28 protein-coding genes are annotated in these 14,598 nt (G+C 35.2%); all 28 read left to right on the plus strand.

The genetic code is table 11. The annotated features are described in order from the left end of the window. Nucleotide 1 precedes the first annotated feature (1 nt). The 28 genes from fusA (at nucleotide 2) to rpsD (ending at nucleotide 14,594) form a co-directional block, all read left to right on the plus strand. A complete protein-coding gene (gene fusA, locus K5I29_RS00055) occupies nucleotides 2-2,137 on the plus strand; it encodes an elongation factor G (protein ID WP_264433860.1) in 2,136 nt (711 codons plus the stop codon). 11 nt (nucleotides 2,138-2,148) lie between these two features. Beyond that, entirely contained in the window at nucleotides 2,149-2,454 is a 306-nt protein-coding gene (gene rpsJ, locus K5I29_RS00060; protein WP_264433861.1) for a 30S ribosomal protein S10, read from the plus strand. A 110-nt stretch (nucleotides 2,455-2,564) separates the two neighbouring features. Then, nucleotides 2,565-3,182 carry a 50S ribosomal protein L3 gene (gene rplC / locus K5I29_RS00065; protein WP_264433862.1) on the plus strand — a complete coding sequence of 206 codons (618 nt, stop codon included), beginning with the start codon at nucleotides 2,565-2,567 and terminating at the stop codon, nucleotides 3,180-3,182. Further along, complete coding sequence (gene rplD, locus K5I29_RS00070; RefSeq protein ID WP_264433863.1) at nucleotides 3,182-3,811, plus strand: 50S ribosomal protein L4; 630 nt, start codon at nucleotides 3,182-3,184, stop codon at nucleotides 3,809-3,811. Before rplC ends, rplD begins: the two co-directional genes overlap by 1 nt. Before the next feature lie 7 nt (nucleotides 3,812-3,818). Beyond that, complete coding sequence (rplW, locus tag K5I29_RS00075) at nucleotides 3,819-4,109, plus strand: 50S ribosomal protein L23 (RefSeq protein ID WP_264433864.1); 291 nt, start codon at nucleotides 3,819-3,821, stop codon at nucleotides 4,107-4,109. Nucleotides 4,110-4,114: 5 nt separating this feature from the next. Continuing rightward, nucleotides 4,115-4,939, plus strand: coding sequence for a 50S ribosomal protein L2 (gene rplB, locus K5I29_RS00080; RefSeq protein WP_264433865.1), 825 nt, complete (start codon nucleotides 4,115-4,117; stop codon nucleotides 4,937-4,939). Nucleotides 4,940-4,949: 10 nt separating this feature from the next. Beyond that, nucleotides 4,950-5,228: a 30S ribosomal protein S19 gene (gene rpsS / locus K5I29_RS00085; RefSeq protein WP_264433866.1), complete on the plus strand. Its 279-nt coding sequence runs from the start codon at nucleotides 4,950-4,952 to the stop codon at nucleotides 5,226-5,228. A gap of 9 nt (nucleotides 5,229-5,237) precedes the next feature. Then, a complete protein-coding gene (gene rplV / locus K5I29_RS00090) occupies nucleotides 5,238-5,651 on the plus strand; it encodes a 50S ribosomal protein L22 (RefSeq protein WP_264433867.1) in 414 nt (137 codons plus the stop codon). Between the two features lie 5 nt (nucleotides 5,652-5,656). Then, nucleotides 5,657-6,391, plus strand: coding sequence for a 30S ribosomal protein S3 (rpsC, locus tag K5I29_RS00095; RefSeq protein ID WP_264433868.1), 735 nt, complete (start codon nucleotides 5,657-5,659; stop codon nucleotides 6,389-6,391). 17 nt (nucleotides 6,392-6,408) lie between these two features. Further along, nucleotides 6,409-6,828 carry a 50S ribosomal protein L16 gene (gene rplP / locus K5I29_RS00100; RefSeq protein ID WP_264433869.1) on the plus strand — a complete coding sequence of 140 codons (420 nt, stop codon included), beginning with the start codon at nucleotides 6,409-6,411 and terminating at the stop codon, nucleotides 6,826-6,828. 12 nt (nucleotides 6,829-6,840) lie between these two features. After that, nucleotides 6,841-7,032, plus strand: coding sequence for a 50S ribosomal protein L29 (rpmC, locus tag K5I29_RS00105; protein ID WP_264433870.1), 192 nt, complete (start codon nucleotides 6,841-6,843; stop codon nucleotides 7,030-7,032). Between the two features lie 17 nt (nucleotides 7,033-7,049). Next, nucleotides 7,050-7,307: a 30S ribosomal protein S17 gene (gene rpsQ, locus K5I29_RS00110; RefSeq protein WP_264433871.1), complete on the plus strand. Its 258-nt coding sequence runs from the start codon at nucleotides 7,050-7,052 to the stop codon at nucleotides 7,305-7,307. Nucleotides 7,308-7,309: 2 nt separating this feature from the next. Continuing rightward, nucleotides 7,310-7,678, plus strand: a complete 369-nt coding sequence (gene rplN, locus K5I29_RS00115) for a 50S ribosomal protein L14 (RefSeq protein WP_264433872.1) — start codon at nucleotides 7,310-7,312, stop codon at nucleotides 7,676-7,678. Between the two features lie 12 nt (nucleotides 7,679-7,690). Continuing rightward, nucleotides 7,691-8,005 carry a 50S ribosomal protein L24 gene (gene rplX / locus K5I29_RS00120; RefSeq protein ID WP_264433873.1) on the plus strand — a complete coding sequence of 105 codons (315 nt, stop codon included), beginning with the start codon at nucleotides 7,691-7,693 and terminating at the stop codon, nucleotides 8,003-8,005. Nucleotides 8,006-8,007: 2 nt separating this feature from the next. Next, complete coding sequence (gene rplE, locus K5I29_RS00125; protein WP_264433874.1) at nucleotides 8,008-8,559, plus strand: 50S ribosomal protein L5; 552 nt, start codon at nucleotides 8,008-8,010, stop codon at nucleotides 8,557-8,559. A gap of 3 nt (nucleotides 8,560-8,562) precedes the next feature. Continuing rightward, complete coding sequence (rpsN, locus tag K5I29_RS00130) at nucleotides 8,563-8,832, plus strand: 30S ribosomal protein S14 (protein WP_264433875.1); 270 nt, start codon at nucleotides 8,563-8,565, stop codon at nucleotides 8,830-8,832. Between the two features lie 72 nt (nucleotides 8,833-8,904). After that, the gene (gene rpsH, locus K5I29_RS00135) at nucleotides 8,905-9,303 is read left to right on the plus strand and encodes a 30S ribosomal protein S8 (RefSeq protein WP_264435142.1); all 399 of its coding nucleotides are present in this window, start codon (nucleotides 8,905-8,907) and stop codon (nucleotides 9,301-9,303) included. A 15-nt stretch (nucleotides 9,304-9,318) separates the two neighbouring features. Then, on the plus strand, nucleotides 9,319-9,861 hold the full coding sequence (gene rplF, locus K5I29_RS00140; protein ID WP_264433876.1) for a 50S ribosomal protein L6: 543 nt from the start codon (nucleotides 9,319-9,321) through the stop codon (nucleotides 9,859-9,861). An 11-nt stretch (nucleotides 9,862-9,872) separates the two neighbouring features. Further along, entirely contained in the window at nucleotides 9,873-10,223 is a 351-nt protein-coding gene (gene rplR / locus K5I29_RS00145; protein ID WP_264433877.1) for a 50S ribosomal protein L18, read from the plus strand. A 6-nt stretch (nucleotides 10,224-10,229) separates the two neighbouring features. Further along, the gene (rpsE, locus tag K5I29_RS00150; RefSeq protein WP_264433878.1) at nucleotides 10,230-10,754 is read left to right on the plus strand and encodes a 30S ribosomal protein S5; all 525 of its coding nucleotides are present in this window, start codon (nucleotides 10,230-10,232) and stop codon (nucleotides 10,752-10,754) included. Between the two features lie 11 nt (nucleotides 10,755-10,765). After that, nucleotides 10,766-10,948, plus strand: a complete 183-nt coding sequence (rpmD, locus tag K5I29_RS00155) for a 50S ribosomal protein L30 (RefSeq protein ID WP_264433879.1) — start codon at nucleotides 10,766-10,768, stop codon at nucleotides 10,946-10,948. Nucleotides 10,949-10,959: 11 nt separating this feature from the next. Then, nucleotides 10,960-11,412 carry a 50S ribosomal protein L15 gene (gene rplO, locus K5I29_RS00160; protein WP_264433880.1) on the plus strand — a complete coding sequence of 151 codons (453 nt, stop codon included), beginning with the start codon at nucleotides 10,960-10,962 and terminating at the stop codon, nucleotides 11,410-11,412. Nucleotides 11,413-11,429: 17 nt separating this feature from the next. Next, nucleotides 11,430-12,776 carry a preprotein translocase subunit SecY gene (gene secY / locus K5I29_RS00165; RefSeq protein WP_264433881.1) on the plus strand — a complete coding sequence of 449 codons (1,347 nt, stop codon included), beginning with the start codon at nucleotides 11,430-11,432 and terminating at the stop codon, nucleotides 12,774-12,776. 6 nt (nucleotides 12,777-12,782) lie between these two features. Further along, on the plus strand, nucleotides 12,783-12,998 hold the full coding sequence (gene infA, locus K5I29_RS00170) for a translation initiation factor IF-1 (protein WP_264433882.1): 216 nt from the start codon (nucleotides 12,783-12,785) through the stop codon (nucleotides 12,996-12,998). An 11-nt stretch (nucleotides 12,999-13,009) separates the two neighbouring features. After that, complete coding sequence (gene ykgO / locus K5I29_RS00175) at nucleotides 13,010-13,126, plus strand: type B 50S ribosomal protein L36 (RefSeq protein WP_002987490.1); 117 nt, start codon at nucleotides 13,010-13,012, stop codon at nucleotides 13,124-13,126. Nucleotides 13,127-13,128: 2 nt separating this feature from the next. Beyond that, a complete protein-coding gene (rpsM, locus tag K5I29_RS00180; protein WP_264433883.1) occupies nucleotides 13,129-13,503 on the plus strand; it encodes a 30S ribosomal protein S13 in 375 nt (124 codons plus the stop codon). 11 nt (nucleotides 13,504-13,514) lie between these two features. Then, entirely contained in the window at nucleotides 13,515-13,898 is a 384-nt protein-coding gene (rpsK, locus tag K5I29_RS00185; RefSeq protein WP_023574076.1) for a 30S ribosomal protein S11, read from the plus strand. Between the two features lie 90 nt (nucleotides 13,899-13,988). Beyond that, the gene (rpsD, locus tag K5I29_RS00190; protein ID WP_264433884.1) at nucleotides 13,989-14,594 is read left to right on the plus strand and encodes a 30S ribosomal protein S4; all 606 of its coding nucleotides are present in this window, start codon (nucleotides 13,989-13,991) and stop codon (nucleotides 14,592-14,594) included. Nucleotides 14,595-14,598 lie beyond the last annotated feature (4 nt).

The following is a 14,598-nucleotide window of genomic DNA, read 5'->3' on the forward strand; positions in this document are numbered from 1 at the left end:
AATGGCTAGAGATTTAAAATACACTAGAAACATTGGTATTGCTGCTCACATTGATGCTGGTAAAACAACAACAACAGAGCGTATACTTTTCTATACTGGTAAAAACCATAAAATGGGAGAAACTCACGAAGGTTCTTCTACAATGGACTGGATGGAACAAGAAGCTGAAAGAGGGATTACAATCCAGTCTGCAGCTACAACTTGTACTTGGAATTTCCCAACGCAACAAGGTCAAAAAATTGCTGATACTAAAGAATACCACTTCAATATTATTGATACTCCAGGGCACGTTGACTTCACTGTAGAGGTTAACCGTTCTTTACGTGTATTAGATGGATTAGTGTTCTTGTTTTCTGCAGTAGATGGTGTTGAGCCACAGTCTGAAACAAACTGGAGATTAGCAGATAACTACAAAGTTCCTCGTTTAGGGTTTGTTAATAAAATGGACCGTCAGGGAGCTAACTTCTTAAATGTTTGTAATCAAGTAAAAGAAATGCTTGGTTCTAACGCTGTGCCAATTGTATTGCCTATTGGTGATGAGGCTGACTTTAAAGGAGTTGTAGATTTAATTAAAAACAGAGCTATTGTATGGCATGATGAAAACTTCGGAAGTACTTACGACGTAGTTGAAATTCCTGCTGATATGGCTGCTGAAGTTAGAGAATTCAGAGGTAAACTTATCGAAGAGATTGCGGCTTATGACGAAAATCTTTTAGAAAAATACATGACTGATGAAGAATCTATTACTGAAGAAGAAATGCATGCTGCATTACGCGCTGCTACTCTAGATATGAGTATCATTCCTATGATGTGTGGATCATCATTCAAAAACAAAGGGGTTCAGTTTATGATTGACTCTGTTTGTCGTTATTTACCTGCGCCAACTGATAAAGAAGGTATTGAAGGTACTAACCCAAACACTGAAGAGCCAGTGGTTCGTAAACCATCGGTTACTGATCCTTTTGCTGCTTTAGCATTCAAAATTGCTACTGACCCATTCGTTGGTCGTTTAGCTTTCTTCCGTACTTATTCAGGGCGTTTAGATGCAGGTTCTTATGTGTTAAACACACGTTCAGGTAACAAAGAACGTATTTCTCGTATTTACCAAATGCACTCTAATAAACAAAACCCAATTGAATACATTGAGGCTGGAGATATTGGTGCTGCAGTAGGTTTTAAAGATATTAAAACCGGAGATACATTATGTGATGAGAAACACCCGATTGTATTAGAATCTATGGTTTTCCCTGATCCGGTTATTGGTATTGCTATTGAGCCTAAAACAAAAGCGGACGTTGATAAAATGGGTATGGCTTTAGCTAAGTTAGCTGAAGAAGATCCTACTTTCACAGTTCGTACTGACCAAGCTTCAGGACAAACTATCATTTCAGGTATGGGTGAGTTACACTTAGATATTATTGTTGACCGTTTAAAACGTGAGTTTAAGGTTGAAGTAAATCAAGGTGAACCACAAGTTGAGTACAAAGAATCATTTACTAAATTCGCTGATCACAGAGAAACTTATAAAAAGCAATCTGGTGGACGTGGTAAATTCGGTGATATCGTATTCAAAATTGGACCTGCTGATGATGTTGACGGAAAGCCATTCGAAGGTTTACAATTCGTTAACGAAGTTAAAGGTGGTAACGTACCAAAAGAATATATTCCTGCAGTAGAAAAAGGATTTAAAGAATCTATGAAACAAGGTCCTTTGGCTGGTTTCGCAATGGACTCTTTGAAAGTAACTTTAGTGGATGGATCTTTCCATCCGGTTGACTCTGATGCATTGTCGTTTGAATTAGCTGCTAAAATGGGATATAAAGAATCAGCAAAAGCTGCTGGTGCTGTTATTCTTGAGCCTATCATGAAGTTAGAGGTATTAACTCCAGAAGAAAACATGGGGGATATCGTTGGTGACTTAAACCGTCGTCGTGGTCAAATCAATGCGATGGATGATAGAAACGGAGCAAAAGTTGTTAAAGCTTCTGTGCCATTATCTGAAATGTTCGGTTATGTAACAACATTACGTACATTGTCATCAGGACGTGCGACTTCAGTAATGGAGTTCTCTCACTACGAACAAGCACCTGCTAACGTTCAAGAAGAGGTTATTAAAAAAGCTAAAGGTAACGCTTAATTATTTGAAAAATGAGTCAAAAAATTAGAATAAAATTAAAATCTTACGATCATATGTTGGTTGATAAATCAGCTGAAAAAATCGTAAAAACTGTAAAAAGTACTGGAGCAGTTGTAACAGGTCCAATTCCGTTACCTACTCATAAAAAGATTTTTACTGTATTACGTTCTCCACACGTAAACAAAAAAGCAAGAGAACAATTCGAGTTAAATTCTTACAAAAGATTACTAGATATTTACTCTTCGTCTTCAAAAACTATCGATGCTTTAATGAAATTAGAACTTCCTTCAGGAGTTGAAGTTGAAATTAAAGTGTGATAACATATTAAAAAAGAAAATTTTAAGCATTATGTTTTGATATTCAAAATGTAATGCTTATTTTTGTGCTCTCAAATTAAAAAAAAAATTATTAATATTTAAGTTTATTTATGTCTGGGTTAATTGGTAGAAAAATCGGCATGACTAGCTTATTCGATGAAAACGGGAAAAATATTCCTTGTACAGTAATCGAAGTTGGTCCATGTGTCGTTACCCAAGTCAGAACCAAAGAGGTTGACGGGTATGAAGCGTTACAACTTGGTTTCGATGACAAAACAGAAAAACATGCTACTAAAGCTGAATTAGGTCATTTTAAAAAGGCTGGTACTGTTTCTAAGAAAAAAGTTGTTGAATTCCAAGATTTCGAAAACGAGTATAAATTAGGTGATGTGATCACTGCTGACTTGTTTATTGAAGGTGAGTATGTAGACGTTTCTGGAATTTCTAAAGGAAAAGGATTCCAAGGGGTTGTTAAACGTCATGGATTTGGCGGTGTTGGTCAACAAACACACGGTCAACATAACCGTTTACGCGCTCCAGGTTCTATTGGTGCATCTTCTTACCCATCACGTGTATTCAAAGGAATGCGTATGGCGGGAAGAACAGGTGGAGAAAGAGTTACAGTTCAAAACCTTGTTGTTTTAAAAGTGGTGGCTGAAAAGAATCTTTTAGTAGTTAAAGGGGCTGTTCCTGGTCACAAAAACTCTTATGTAATCGTTCAGAAGTAATGGAAGTAAAAGTATTAGATGTAAACGGAAAAGAAACTGGAAGAACAGTGCAACTTTCTGATTCAGTTTTCGCAATCGAGCCTAATAAACATGCAATTTACCTTGATGTTAAACATTTTTTAGCTAACCAAAGACAAGGAACTCATAAAGCAAAAGAGCGTAATGAGATTTCTGGTAGTACTAGAAAAATTAAAAAACAAAAAGGTACAGGTACGGCTCGTGCAGGTAGTGTTAAAAACCCTTTGTTTAGAGGTGGTGGAACAATTTTTGGCCCAAGACCAAGAAGTTATTCTTTCAAATTAAACAAATCGTTAAAAAGATTAGCTCGTAAATCTGCTTTTTCAATTAAAGCGCAAGAAGCTAACTTAGTAGTAGTAGAAGATTTTACTTTCGAAACTCCAAATACAAAAGCATTTATCAATGTTTTAAAGTCTTTAGGTATTGAAACTAAAAAATCTTTATTCGTGTTAGGTGAGTCAAATAACAATGTTTATTTATCATCACGTAACTTAAAGTCTTCTTCAGTAGTTACAGTTTCAGAATTAAATACTTATGCGGTTTTAAACGCAGCTAAAGTTGTTTTAACTGAAGGTTCTATCGAGGGAATTGTTGAAAACTTAAACAAATAGTAAGGAAATGAGTGTTATTATTAAACCTATCATTACTGAAAAAATCACTAAAGACGGTGAGATTTTTAATCGTTTTGGTTTTGTTGTAGACAAAAAAGCAAACAAAATTCAGATTAAAAACGCAGTAGAAGCTGCTTACGGTGTGAATGTTGTGAATGTAAATACAATGATCTACAGAGCTGATAGAACTGTTAAATACACTAAAAGTGGTTTAATATCAGGAAAGTCTAATGCTTACAAAAAAGCAGTAGTGCAAGTACAAGAAGGAGAAACAATTGATTTTTATACTAATATCTAATTACAATGTCAGTTAGAAAATTAAAACCTATTACCCCAGGTCAGCGTTTTAAAGTTGTGAATAGCTTTGACTCTATTACAACTGATAAGCCGGAGCGTTCATTATTAGCTCCGAAAAAAAACTCTGGAGGTAGAAATAGTCAAGGAAAAATGACTATGCGTCACTTAGGCGGTGGTCACAAACAACGTTACCGTATTATCGATTTTAAAAGAACTAAAGATGGTATTCCAGCTACAGTTAAAACAATCGAGTACGATCCAAACCGTTCAGCATTTATCTCTTTGTTAGCTTATGCTGATGGTGCTAAAACTTACGTTATTGCACAAAACGGTTTACAAGTTGGGCAAACAGTAGTTTCTGGTTCAGAAGCTGCACCAGAAATCGGAAATACTTTACCTTTAAGTAAAATTCCTCTAGGAACAGTTATTTCTTGTATCGAATTACGTCCAGGTCAAGGAGCTGTTATTGCTCGTTCAGCTGGTACTTTCGCTCAGTTAATGGCACGTGATGGTAAATATGCTACTATCAAAATGCCTTCTGGTGAAACACGTTTAATTTTATTAACTTGTTCTGCTACAATCGGAGCAGTTTCTAATCACGACCACCAATTAATCGTATCTGGTAAAGCAGGTAGATCTCGTTGGTTAGGTAGAAGACCTAGAACTAGACCAGTAGCAATGAACCCGGTAGATCACCCAATGGGTGGTGGTGAAGGACGCGCATCTGGAGGTCACCCACGCTCAAGAAAAGGATTACCATCTAAAGGTTACAGAACTCGTTCTAAAGTTAACCCGAGTAATAAGTATATCGTAGAACGTAGAAAGAAATAATAAGTAAGACATGGCACGTTCATTAAAAAAAGGACCTTTCGTTCACTTTAAATTAGAGAAAAAGGTTTTAGAAAATGCAGAAAAAGGTGGTAGCGCTGTTGTTAAGACATGGTCTAGAGCATCAATGATTACACCAGATTTCGTTGGACAAACAATCGCAGTTCATAACGGTCGTCAATTCGTACCTGTATATGTAACTGAGAATATGGTAGGTCATAAGTTAGGAGAATTTTCGCCAACACGTTCATTCCGTGGACACGCTGGTGCTAAAAATAAAGGTAAAAAATAATAAGAGGCTATGGGAGTTCGTAAAAGAGAAAGAGCCGAGCAGATTAAAGAAGCTAAAAAGCAAGTTGCTTTTGCTAAGCTAAATAACTGCCCTACGTCACCTAGAAAGATGCGCTTAGTTGCTGACATCGTTAGAGGACAAAAAGTAGAAAATGCTCTTAATATATTAAGATTCAGTTCAAAAAATGCTTCTCGTGATGTAGAGAAATTATTATTATCAGCTATTGCTAACTGGCAAGCTAAAAATACTGATGCAAACATCGAAGAAGCTGGCTTAATCGTAAAAGAGATCCGAGTTGATGGTGGTACAATGTTAAAAAGATTGCGCCCAGCACCTCAAGGTCGTGCACACAGAATTAGAAAACGCTCTAACCACGTAACAATCGTGTTAGGAGAAAATAATAAAACACAAAGCAATTCGTAAGCAGTATGGGACAAAAAACTAATCCAATCGGAAATCGCCTTGGTATTATCAGAGGATGGGATTCTAACTGGTATGGTGGAAATGATTATGGTGACAAGTTAGCTGAAGATTACAAAATCAGAAAGTACATCCATGCTCGTTTATCAAAAGCTAGTGTATCAAAAGTAATTATTGAAAGAACTCTTAAACTTGTAACCGTTACTATCACTACTGCTAGACCTGGTATCATTATCGGAAAAGGTGGTCAAGAGGTAGACAAGTTAAAAGAAGAATTAAAAAGAATTACTGACAAAGAGGTTCAAATTAACATCTTTGAAATTAAAAGACCTGAGCTTGACGCTTACTTAGTTGCAAGTGGTATTGCTCGTCAAATTGAAAACCGTATTTCTTACCGTCGTGCTATTAAAATGGCTATTGCATCTGCAATGCGTATGAATGCAGAAGGTATTAAAGTACAAATTTCTGGTCGTTTGAATGGTGCTGAAATGGCACGTTCAGAAAACTTCAAAGAAGGACGTATTCCTCTATCTACTTTCAGAGCTGATATTGATTATGCTTTAGGTGAAGCTCATACTGCATATGGTAGAATGGGTATTAAAGTATGGATCATGAAAGGTGAAGTATATGGTAAAAGAGAACTTTCTCCGTTAGCTGGTATGGATAAGCAAAAAGCTTCTAGACCTTCAGGTTCTTCTAACCATGGAAAAGGTAAACCTCAAGCTCGTAATAAAAGAAAGTAATTTAAAACTAAAGAACAATGTTACAGCCTAAAAGAACAAAATACCGTAAGGTACAGAAAGGTAAAATGAAAGGGGTGTCTCAAAGAGGACACGAACTTTCAAATGGAATGTTTGGTATCAAATCTTTAGATTACTCATTCATTACTTCACGTCAAATCGAAGCTGCACGTATTGCTGCAACTCGTTTCATGAAGAGAGAAGGACAGTTATGGATTAAAATCTTCCCAGATAAACCAATTACGAAAAAACCTCTAGAGGTACGTATGGGTAAAGGTAAAGGTGCAGTTGAATATTGGGCTGCAGTAGTTAAACCGGGAAGAATTATGTTTGAAGTTGGTGGTGTACCATTAGATGTTGCACAAGAGGCTTTACGTCTTGCCGCTCAAAAACTTCCTGTAAAAACTAAGTTTATCGTTGCTAGAGATTTCGAAGCATAATAAAAAAACATTATGAAACAATCTGAAATAAATAATCTATCTGCAGCTGAGTTACAAGAAAAACTTAGTGAGTTAAGAAAGACTTATACTGAACTTAAAAATGCTCACGCTATTTCTCCGATCACTAATCCGTTACAAATTCGTACAATTAGAAGATCTATTGCAAGAGTAGCTACTGAGTTAAGCAAAAAAGAGTTACTATAATTGTATTCTGCTGAAAGATGGAAAAAAGAAATTTAAGAAAAGAAAGAATTGGTGTTGTTACTTCTAACAAAATGGAGAAATCTATTGTTGTTGCAGAAACAAAAAAAGTAAAACACCCATTATATGGTAAGTTCGTGTTGAAAACTAAAAAATATGTTGCACACGACGAATTAAACGACTGTAACATTGGTGACACAGTTAGAATAATGGAAACACGTCCATTATCTAAAAACAAATGTTGGAGATTAGTTGAAATCATTGAAAGAGCGAAATAATTATGGTACAACAGGAATCTAGATTAAAAGTAGCAGATAACACGGGAGCTAAAGAAGTTTTAACTATCCGTGTTTTAGGAGGAACAAAGAAACGTTATGCTTCTATCGGAGATAAAATCGTTGTTACTGTTAAAGATGCAACTCCTAACGGAAACGTTAAAAAAGGAGCAGTATCTACAGCAGTAGTTGTTCGTACTAAAAAAGAAGTTCGCCGTGCAGACGGATCATACATCAGATTTGACGATAACGCATGTGTGTTATTAAACGCAGCTGGTGAAATGAGAGGTACTCGTGTTTTCGGACCAGTAGCGAGAGAACTTCGTGAAAAACAATTCATGAAAATTGTATCATTAGCACCAGAAGTGCTTTAATTCGTTCTAAAGATGATTAAGCTAAAAATTAAATCAGGAGATATTGTAAAAGTTATCGCTGGTGACCATAAAGGTACTCAAGGTAAAGTTTTACGTGTACTTCGCGAGAAAAACAAAGCGATCGTTGAAGGAGTTAACATGGTTTCTAAACATACAAAACCAAGTGCAAAAAACCCTCAAGGTGGAATCGTTAAAACAGAAGCTCCTATACATATTTCAAACATCGCACTTTTAGATCCTAAAACGAACGAAGTAACTAAAGTTGCTTTAAAAGTAGAAGGTGATAAGAAAGTAAGAGTTTCTAAAAAATCTAATCAAGTATTATAGTTATGGCTTATATACCTAGACTAAAAGAAGAATATAAGAGCAGAGTAATTGCTGCTCTTAAAGAAGAATTCGGTTACAAAAATGTAATGCAAGTTCCAAAACTTGAAAAAATTGTTGTTAGCCGTGGTGTTGGTGCAGCTGTGTCTGATAAAAAATTAGTTGATCACGCAGTTGAAGAATTAACAAAAATTACTGGTCAAAAAGCAGTTGCTACTATTTCTAAAAAAGACGTTGCGTCTTTCAAATTAAGAAAAGGTATGCCAATTGGTGCTAAAGTAACTTTAAGAGGTGAAAAAATGTACGAATTTTTAGACCGTTTAGTTACTTCTGCATTACCACGTGTACGTGATTTTCAAGGTATTAAAGCTGACGGATTTGATGGTAGAGGAAACTACAACTTAGGAATTTTAGAACAAATCATTTTCCCTGAAATTGATATTGATAAAGTGAATAAGATTGCAGGTTTTGACGTTACTTTTGTAACTTCTGCTCAAACAGATAATGAAGCAAAAGCGTTATTAGCACAATTAGGTTTACCTTTTAAAAAGAATTAAGACATGGCTAAAGAATCAATGAAAGCACGTGAGGCTAAAAGAGAAGCTTTGGTTGCTAAATATGCTGCAAAACGCAAAGCTTTAAAAGAAGCTGGTGATTACGAAGCATTACAAAAATTACCTAAAAACGCATCTCCAGTTCGTTTACACAACCGTTGTAAATTAACAGGTAGACCAAGAGGTTACATGCGTACGTTTGGTATTTCACGTGTTACTTTCCGTGAAATGGCTAACAATGGTTTAATTCCAGGAGTTAAAAAAGCTAGCTGGTAAGATAAAAAAGTATAATTGGTTAAAGGTTCGGGAATTGATTTTCCCGAAAACCATAACCGCAATTCATTTAATATGTATACAGATCCAATTGCAGATTTCTTAACAAGAATCAGAAATGCAGTGCGTGCAAACCATAAAGTGGTTGAAATCCCTGCATCAAACTTAAAGAAAGAAATCACTAAAATTTTATTCGATCAAGGATATATTTTAAGCTACAAATTTGATGATTCTACAGTTCAAGGAACTATCAAAATTGCTTTAAAATATGATAAAGACACGAAAGAGTCTATCATTAGAGATATCCAAAGAATTAGTAAACCAGGTTTACGTAAATATGCTGGTGCTAACGAATTACCAAGAATCTTAAACGGTTTAGGTATCGCTATTGTTTCAACTTCTAAAGGTTTAATGACTGGTAAGCAAGCGAAACAATTACACGTTGGTGGAGAAGTTATTTGTTACGTATACTAAAAAACAGGCTTAACAATGTCAAGAATAGGAAAAAGTCCAATTGTAATTCCAGCTGGAGTAACTGTTGAAGTTAAAGATGCTGTGGTTACAGTAAAAGGAAAATTAGGTGAACTTTCTCAAGTGTTTTCTGATGTAACTGTTAAAGTTGAAGACAATCAGGTTATCGTTGAGAGATCGAGTGATGCTAAAAACGAAAGATCAAAACATGGTCTATATAGAGCTTTAATCAACAACATGGTTGTTGGTGTTTCTGAAGGCTTTACTAAGGAATTAGAATTAGTAGGGGTAGGGTTTAGAGCTTCTAACCAAGGTCAAAAATTGGATATTGCTTTAGGTTTTTCACATAACATCGTTATGGAAATTGTACCAGAAGTAAAAGTAGAAACTGTTTCTGAGAAGGGTAAAAACCCAATCATTAAATTAGCTTCTTTTGATAAACAATTATTAGGTCAAGTAGCTGCAAAAATCCGTGGATTCCGTAAGCCAGAGCCATACAAAGGTAAAGGTGTTAAATTCGTAGGAGAAGAATTAAGAAGAAAAGCAGGTAAATCAGCTTAAAAATTAAAAGTATGTCATTAACAAAATCTGAAAGAAGACAAAGAATTAAATTCAGAGTTAGAAGAATTGTAAGCGGTACTGCTGCTAAACCTCGTCTTTCTGTATTTAGATCTAATAAAAGTATCTATGCTCAAATCATAGATGATGTAAATGGTACTACTTTAGCTGCTGCCTCTTCGAGAGAAGCTGGTGTTGCTACAGGTACTAAAATTGAGACAGCTGCTGCAGTTGGTAAATTAATTGCAGAAAGAGCTTTACAAGCTGGTATCACTACTATCGCTTTTGATAGAGGTGGAAATTTATACCACGGACGTGTTAAATCGTTAGCTGACGGAGCTAGAGAAGCTGGACTAAAATTCTAAGAAGTTATGTATCATAATTATAAAAACGTAGAGTTAGTAAAACCACAAGGTCTTGAATTAAAAGACCGTTTGGTTAGTGTTAATCGTGTTACTAAAGTTACAAAAGGTGGTAGAGCTTTCGGTTTTTCTGCTATTGTAGTTGTAGGTGATGAAAACGGTGTTGTAGGTCACGGTTTAGGTAAATCTAAAGATGTTTCTGAATCAATTGCTAAAGCAGTTGAGGATGCAAAGAAAAACTTAGTTAGAATTCCTTTAAACGGACACACAATCCCTCACGAACAAAAAGGTAAATATAGTGGAGCAAGAGTTTTATTAATGCCTGCTTCATTAGGTACAGGAGTTATCGCTGGTGGTACTGTTCGTGCGGTTGTTGAATCATTAGGAGTTAATGATATTTTATCAAAATCTCAAGGTTCATCTAACCCTCACAACGTAGTAAAAGCTACTTTTGATGCGTTATTAAGAATGAGAAGTGCTCACACTGTTGCAAAACAAAGAGGTATTTCTTTAGAAAAAGTGTTCAAAGGTTAATATTCAAGGAAATGGCAAAAATTTTAGTAAAACAAGTAAAAAGTCAAATCAAGTGTACTTCTACTCAGAAAAGAACACTTGAGGCTCTAGGATTAAAAAAATTAGGTCAAGTTGTATCTCATGAAGATACTGCAAATATCCTTGGAATGGTAAATAAAGTTAAACACTTAGTTTCTGTAGAAGAAGCTAAATAACATAAATAGTTATGAATTTAAGTAACTTACAACCTGCTGAAGGGTCAACGCATAATCAAAACAAAAGATTAGGTAGAGGAGAAGGTTCTGGTAAAGGTGGTACTGCTGCACGTGGTCACAAAGGAGCTAAATCTCGTTCTGGTTATTCTAAGAAAATTGGTTTTGAAGGAGGGCAAATGCCACTTCAAAGACGTGTACCTAAGTATGGTTTTAAAAATATCAACCGTATCGAATATCAAGGAATCAATTTATCTACATTACAATTATTAGTTGATAATGGAGTTGTAACTGATACTATTGAGTTTGATACTTTAGTTGAAAATCGTTTAGCTACTAAAAATGAACTTGTGAAGATATTAGGTGGAGGAGAGTTAAAAGCTAAATTAAAAGTTGTTGCTCACAAATTCACTGCATCTGCCAAAGCAGCTATTGAAGCTGCAGGTGGTGAAGCAGTGACTTTATAAATCACTAATATTTCAAGATGAAGAAGTTCATAGAATCGTTAAAAAATATTTGGAAGATCGAAGAGTTGAGAAATAAAATTATCTTAACTTTAGGTTTATTACTTGTGTATCGTTTTGGTGCACAAGTTACACTTCCAGGTATAGATGCTACTAAATTGCAAAACTTAGCTAGTCAAACAGATCAGGGAATCGGATGGTTAATTAATGTATTTACTGGAGGAGCGTTTTCGCAAGCTTCGGTTTTTGCTTTAGGTATTATGCCATACATCTCTGCTTCAATTGTAGTGCAGTTAATGGGAATTGCGGTTCCTTATTTACAAAAACTACAAAAAGATGGTGAAAGTGGACGTAAGAAAATCAATCAAATTACAAGATGGTTAACTATTGGTATCACCTTACTACAAGGACCTGGTTATATTTACAACTTGTATAAACAGTTACCGCCAGATGCTTTTGTATTAGGTGCTGACTCATTTGCTTTTCTTTTCTCTTCTGTAATCATTTTGACAACAGGTACAGTTTTTGCAATGTGGTTAGGAGAAAAAATTACCGATAAAGGTATAGGTAATGGTATCTCTTTATTGATTATGGTTGGTATCCTTGCTAGATTACCTCAGGCGTTTATTCAAGAATTCTCTTCTAGAGTTTCTGAAAATAACGGAGGTCCGATGATGATAGTTTTCGAATTGTTAATTTGGATGTTAGTAATCGTAGCGTGTATTTTATTAACCATGGCTGTTAGAAAAATACCAGTACAATATGCACGACGTTCTTACGCAGGTGATTTCGAGCAAGACAGTGTAAATGGTAACCGTCAATGGATTCCGTTAAAGCTTAATGCTTCTGGTGTTATGCCAATTATCTTTGCTCAGGCAATTATGTTTATTCCTGCTGCTGTAGCTGGATTGTCTTCATCAGATGCTGCTCAATCAATAAGTTCTATGTTTCAAAACATATTTGGTTGGGAGTATAATTTAGTTTTTGCTTTATTAATCATAATTTTTACGTACTTTTACACCGCGATTACAGTACCAACAAATAAAATGGCTGACGATTTAAAGCGTAGTGGTGGTTTTATTCCTGGCATTAAGCCTGGAGCTGAGACTGGCGACTACCTTGATAGAGTTATGTCGTTATTAACTTTCCCTGGTTCGTTATTTTTAGCTTTAATTGCTGTTTTTCCAGCATTTGTAGTTACTTTACTTAACGTACAACAAGGATGGGCAATGTTTTTTGGAGGTACATCTTTATTAATTATGGTGGGAGTTGCAATTGATACAATTCAACAGATTAACTCTTATTTATTGAATCAGCATTACGATGGTTTAATGAAAAGTGGTAAAAATCGTAAAGCTATAGTTTAATATTTTATGGCAAAACAATCAGCAATAGAACAAGACGGAGCAATTATTGAATCATTATCCAATGCAATGTTCCGCGTAGAATTAGAAAACGGGCATGTTGTAATCGCTCACATTTCTGGTAAGATGCGTATGCACTACATTAAATTATTACCTGGAGATAAGGTAAAGTTAGAAATGAGCCCTTATGACTTGTCTAAAGCAAGAATTACTTATAGATACTAAAGGCTATTAAAATGAAAGTAAGAGCATCAGTTAAAAAAAGAAGTGCCGAGTGCATCATTGTACGTAGAAAAGGAAGATTATACGTTATTAATAAAAAGAATCCTAGATTTAAACAAAGACAAGGATAATTATGGCAAGAATAGCAGGGGTAGATATACCTAAAAATAAAAGAGGAGTTATTGCTTTAACTTATATCTTTGGTGTTGGTTCAAGCAGAGCAAAAGCAGTTTTAGCACAAGCTAACGTAGACGAAGATAAAAAAGTTTCTGAATGGAACGATGATGAAATCGGTGCAATTCGTGAGGCAGTATCTCAATTTAAGATCGAAGGAGAATTACGTTCTGAAGTATCTTTAAACATTAAGCGTTTAATGGATATTGGATGTCAAAGAGGAATCCGCCATAGAGCAGGGTTACCTTTAAGAGGTCAAAGAACTAAGAATAACTCTAGAACAAGAAAAGGTAAAAGAAAAACTGTTGCTAACAAGAAAAAAGCAACTAAATAATAAGTAGTAGTATGGCTAAGGCAAGTACAAAAAAACGTAAAGTTATCGTTGAATCAACAGGCGAGGCTCATATTAATGCGACTTTTAATAACATCATCATTTCGTTAACAAACAAAAAAGGTGAAGTTATTTCTTGGTCTTCTGCTGGTAAAATGGGCTTCAGAGGTTCTAAAAAGAACACTCCATATGCTGCTCAGATGGCTGCTGAAGATTGCTCTAAAGTTGCGTTAGAAGCTGGACTTAAAAAAGTAAAAGTTTACGTAAAAGGTCCAGGAAACGGTAGAGAGTCTGCTATCAGATCTATTCACAACGGAGGAATTGAAGTTACAGAAATTATTGACGTAACACCGATGCCACACAATGGTTGTCGTCCTCCAAAAAGAAGAAGAGTTTAATTAATAGTATAATAATAAGGAAGGATATCGATTATCGGAGGATGAGACCTGAATTCATAATCCCTTCCTTTTTTAATTTTTTTTTATAAAATGGCAAGATATACTGGTCCAAAAACAAAAATTGCTCGTAAGTTTGGTGAAGCAATCTACGGCGAAGATAAATACTTCGAAAAAAGAAATTTCCCTCCAGGACAACACGGATTAGCAAAAAGAAGAGGTAAGAAATCTGAATACGCTATTCAGTTAATGGAAAAACAAAAAGCTAAATATACTTACGGTATTTTAGAGCGTCAATTCAGAAACTTATTCGAAAAAGCTTCTGCTGCAAGAGGTGTAACTGGTGAAGTTCTTTTACAATTATGTGAATCAAGATTAGATAACGTGGTTTATCGTATGGGTATCGCACCAACGCGTCGTGCTGCTCGTCAAATTGTATCTCACAGACATATTACTGTAAATGGAGAATTAGTTAACATTCCTTCTTATCAGTTAAAAGCTGGTGATAAAGTTGCTGTTCGCGAAAAATCTAAATCTTTAGAGGCTATTGAGCGTTCGTTATCTAATTCTAGTGCTGTTTACGAATGGATTACATGGAACCCTGAAACTAAAGAAGGTACTTTTGTTAAAGCACCTGCAAGAGTTCAGATCCCTGAAAGCATAAAAGAACAGTTAATCGTAGAGTTGTACAACAAATAATAAT

Source organism: Flavobacterium agricola (genome assembly GCF_025919725.1).
Classification (GTDB): Bacteria; Bacteroidota; Bacteroidia; order Flavobacteriales; family Flavobacteriaceae; genus Flavobacterium; species Flavobacterium agricola.

What these genes read in the sequence shown, in the direction of transcription:
- fusA (WP_264433860.1), top strand. Translation starts at nt 2, where the DNA reads ATGGCTAGAGATTTAAAATACACTAGAAACATTGGTATTGCTGCTCAC.
- rpsJ (WP_264433861.1), top strand. Translation starts at nt 2,149, where the DNA reads ATGAGTCAAAAAATTAGAATAAAATTAAAATCTTACGATCATATGTTG.
- rplC (WP_264433862.1), top strand. Translation starts at nt 2,565, where the DNA reads ATGTCTGGGTTAATTGGTAGAAAAATCGGCATGACTAGCTTATTCGAT.
- rplD (WP_264433863.1), top strand. Translation starts at nt 3,182, where the DNA reads ATGGAAGTAAAAGTATTAGATGTAAACGGAAAAGAAACTGGAAGAACA.
- rplW (WP_264433864.1), top strand. Translation starts at nt 3,819, where the DNA reads ATGAGTGTTATTATTAAACCTATCATTACTGAAAAAATCACTAAAGAC.
- rplB (WP_264433865.1), top strand. Translation starts at nt 4,115, where the DNA reads ATGTCAGTTAGAAAATTAAAACCTATTACCCCAGGTCAGCGTTTTAAA.
- rpsS (WP_264433866.1), top strand. Translation starts at nt 4,950, where the DNA reads ATGGCACGTTCATTAAAAAAAGGACCTTTCGTTCACTTTAAATTAGAG.
- rplV (WP_264433867.1), top strand. Translation starts at nt 5,238, where the DNA reads ATGGGAGTTCGTAAAAGAGAAAGAGCCGAGCAGATTAAAGAAGCTAAA.
- rpsC (WP_264433868.1), top strand. Translation starts at nt 5,657, where the DNA reads ATGGGACAAAAAACTAATCCAATCGGAAATCGCCTTGGTATTATCAGA.
- rplP (WP_264433869.1), top strand. Translation starts at nt 6,409, where the DNA reads ATGTTACAGCCTAAAAGAACAAAATACCGTAAGGTACAGAAAGGTAAA.
- rpmC (WP_264433870.1), top strand. Translation starts at nt 6,841, where the DNA reads ATGAAACAATCTGAAATAAATAATCTATCTGCAGCTGAGTTACAAGAA.
- rpsQ (WP_264433871.1), top strand. Translation starts at nt 7,050, where the DNA reads ATGGAAAAAAGAAATTTAAGAAAAGAAAGAATTGGTGTTGTTACTTCT.
- rplN (WP_264433872.1), top strand. Translation starts at nt 7,310, where the DNA reads ATGGTACAACAGGAATCTAGATTAAAAGTAGCAGATAACACGGGAGCT.
- rplX (WP_264433873.1), top strand. Translation starts at nt 7,691, where the DNA reads ATGATTAAGCTAAAAATTAAATCAGGAGATATTGTAAAAGTTATCGCT.
- rplE (WP_264433874.1), top strand. Translation starts at nt 8,008, where the DNA reads ATGGCTTATATACCTAGACTAAAAGAAGAATATAAGAGCAGAGTAATT.
- rpsN (WP_264433875.1), top strand. Translation starts at nt 8,563, where the DNA reads ATGGCTAAAGAATCAATGAAAGCACGTGAGGCTAAAAGAGAAGCTTTG.
- rpsH (WP_264435142.1), top strand. Translation starts at nt 8,905, where the DNA reads ATGTATACAGATCCAATTGCAGATTTCTTAACAAGAATCAGAAATGCA.
- rplF (WP_264433876.1), top strand. Translation starts at nt 9,319, where the DNA reads ATGTCAAGAATAGGAAAAAGTCCAATTGTAATTCCAGCTGGAGTAACT.
- rplR (WP_264433877.1), top strand. Translation starts at nt 9,873, where the DNA reads ATGTCATTAACAAAATCTGAAAGAAGACAAAGAATTAAATTCAGAGTT.
- rpsE (WP_264433878.1), top strand. Translation starts at nt 10,230, where the DNA reads ATGTATCATAATTATAAAAACGTAGAGTTAGTAAAACCACAAGGTCTT.
- rpmD (WP_264433879.1), top strand. Translation starts at nt 10,766, where the DNA reads ATGGCAAAAATTTTAGTAAAACAAGTAAAAAGTCAAATCAAGTGTACT.
- rplO (WP_264433880.1), top strand. Translation starts at nt 10,960, where the DNA reads ATGAATTTAAGTAACTTACAACCTGCTGAAGGGTCAACGCATAATCAA.
- secY (WP_264433881.1), top strand. Translation starts at nt 11,430, where the DNA reads ATGAAGAAGTTCATAGAATCGTTAAAAAATATTTGGAAGATCGAAGAG.
- infA (WP_264433882.1), top strand. Translation starts at nt 12,783, where the DNA reads ATGGCAAAACAATCAGCAATAGAACAAGACGGAGCAATTATTGAATCA.
- ykgO (WP_002987490.1), top strand. Translation starts at nt 13,010, where the DNA reads ATGAAAGTAAGAGCATCAGTTAAAAAAAGAAGTGCCGAGTGCATCATT.
- rpsM (WP_264433883.1), top strand. Translation starts at nt 13,129, where the DNA reads ATGGCAAGAATAGCAGGGGTAGATATACCTAAAAATAAAAGAGGAGTT.
- rpsK (WP_023574076.1), top strand. Translation starts at nt 13,515, where the DNA reads ATGGCTAAGGCAAGTACAAAAAAACGTAAAGTTATCGTTGAATCAACA.
- rpsD (WP_264433884.1), top strand. Translation starts at nt 13,989, where the DNA reads ATGGCAAGATATACTGGTCCAAAAACAAAAATTGCTCGTAAGTTTGGT.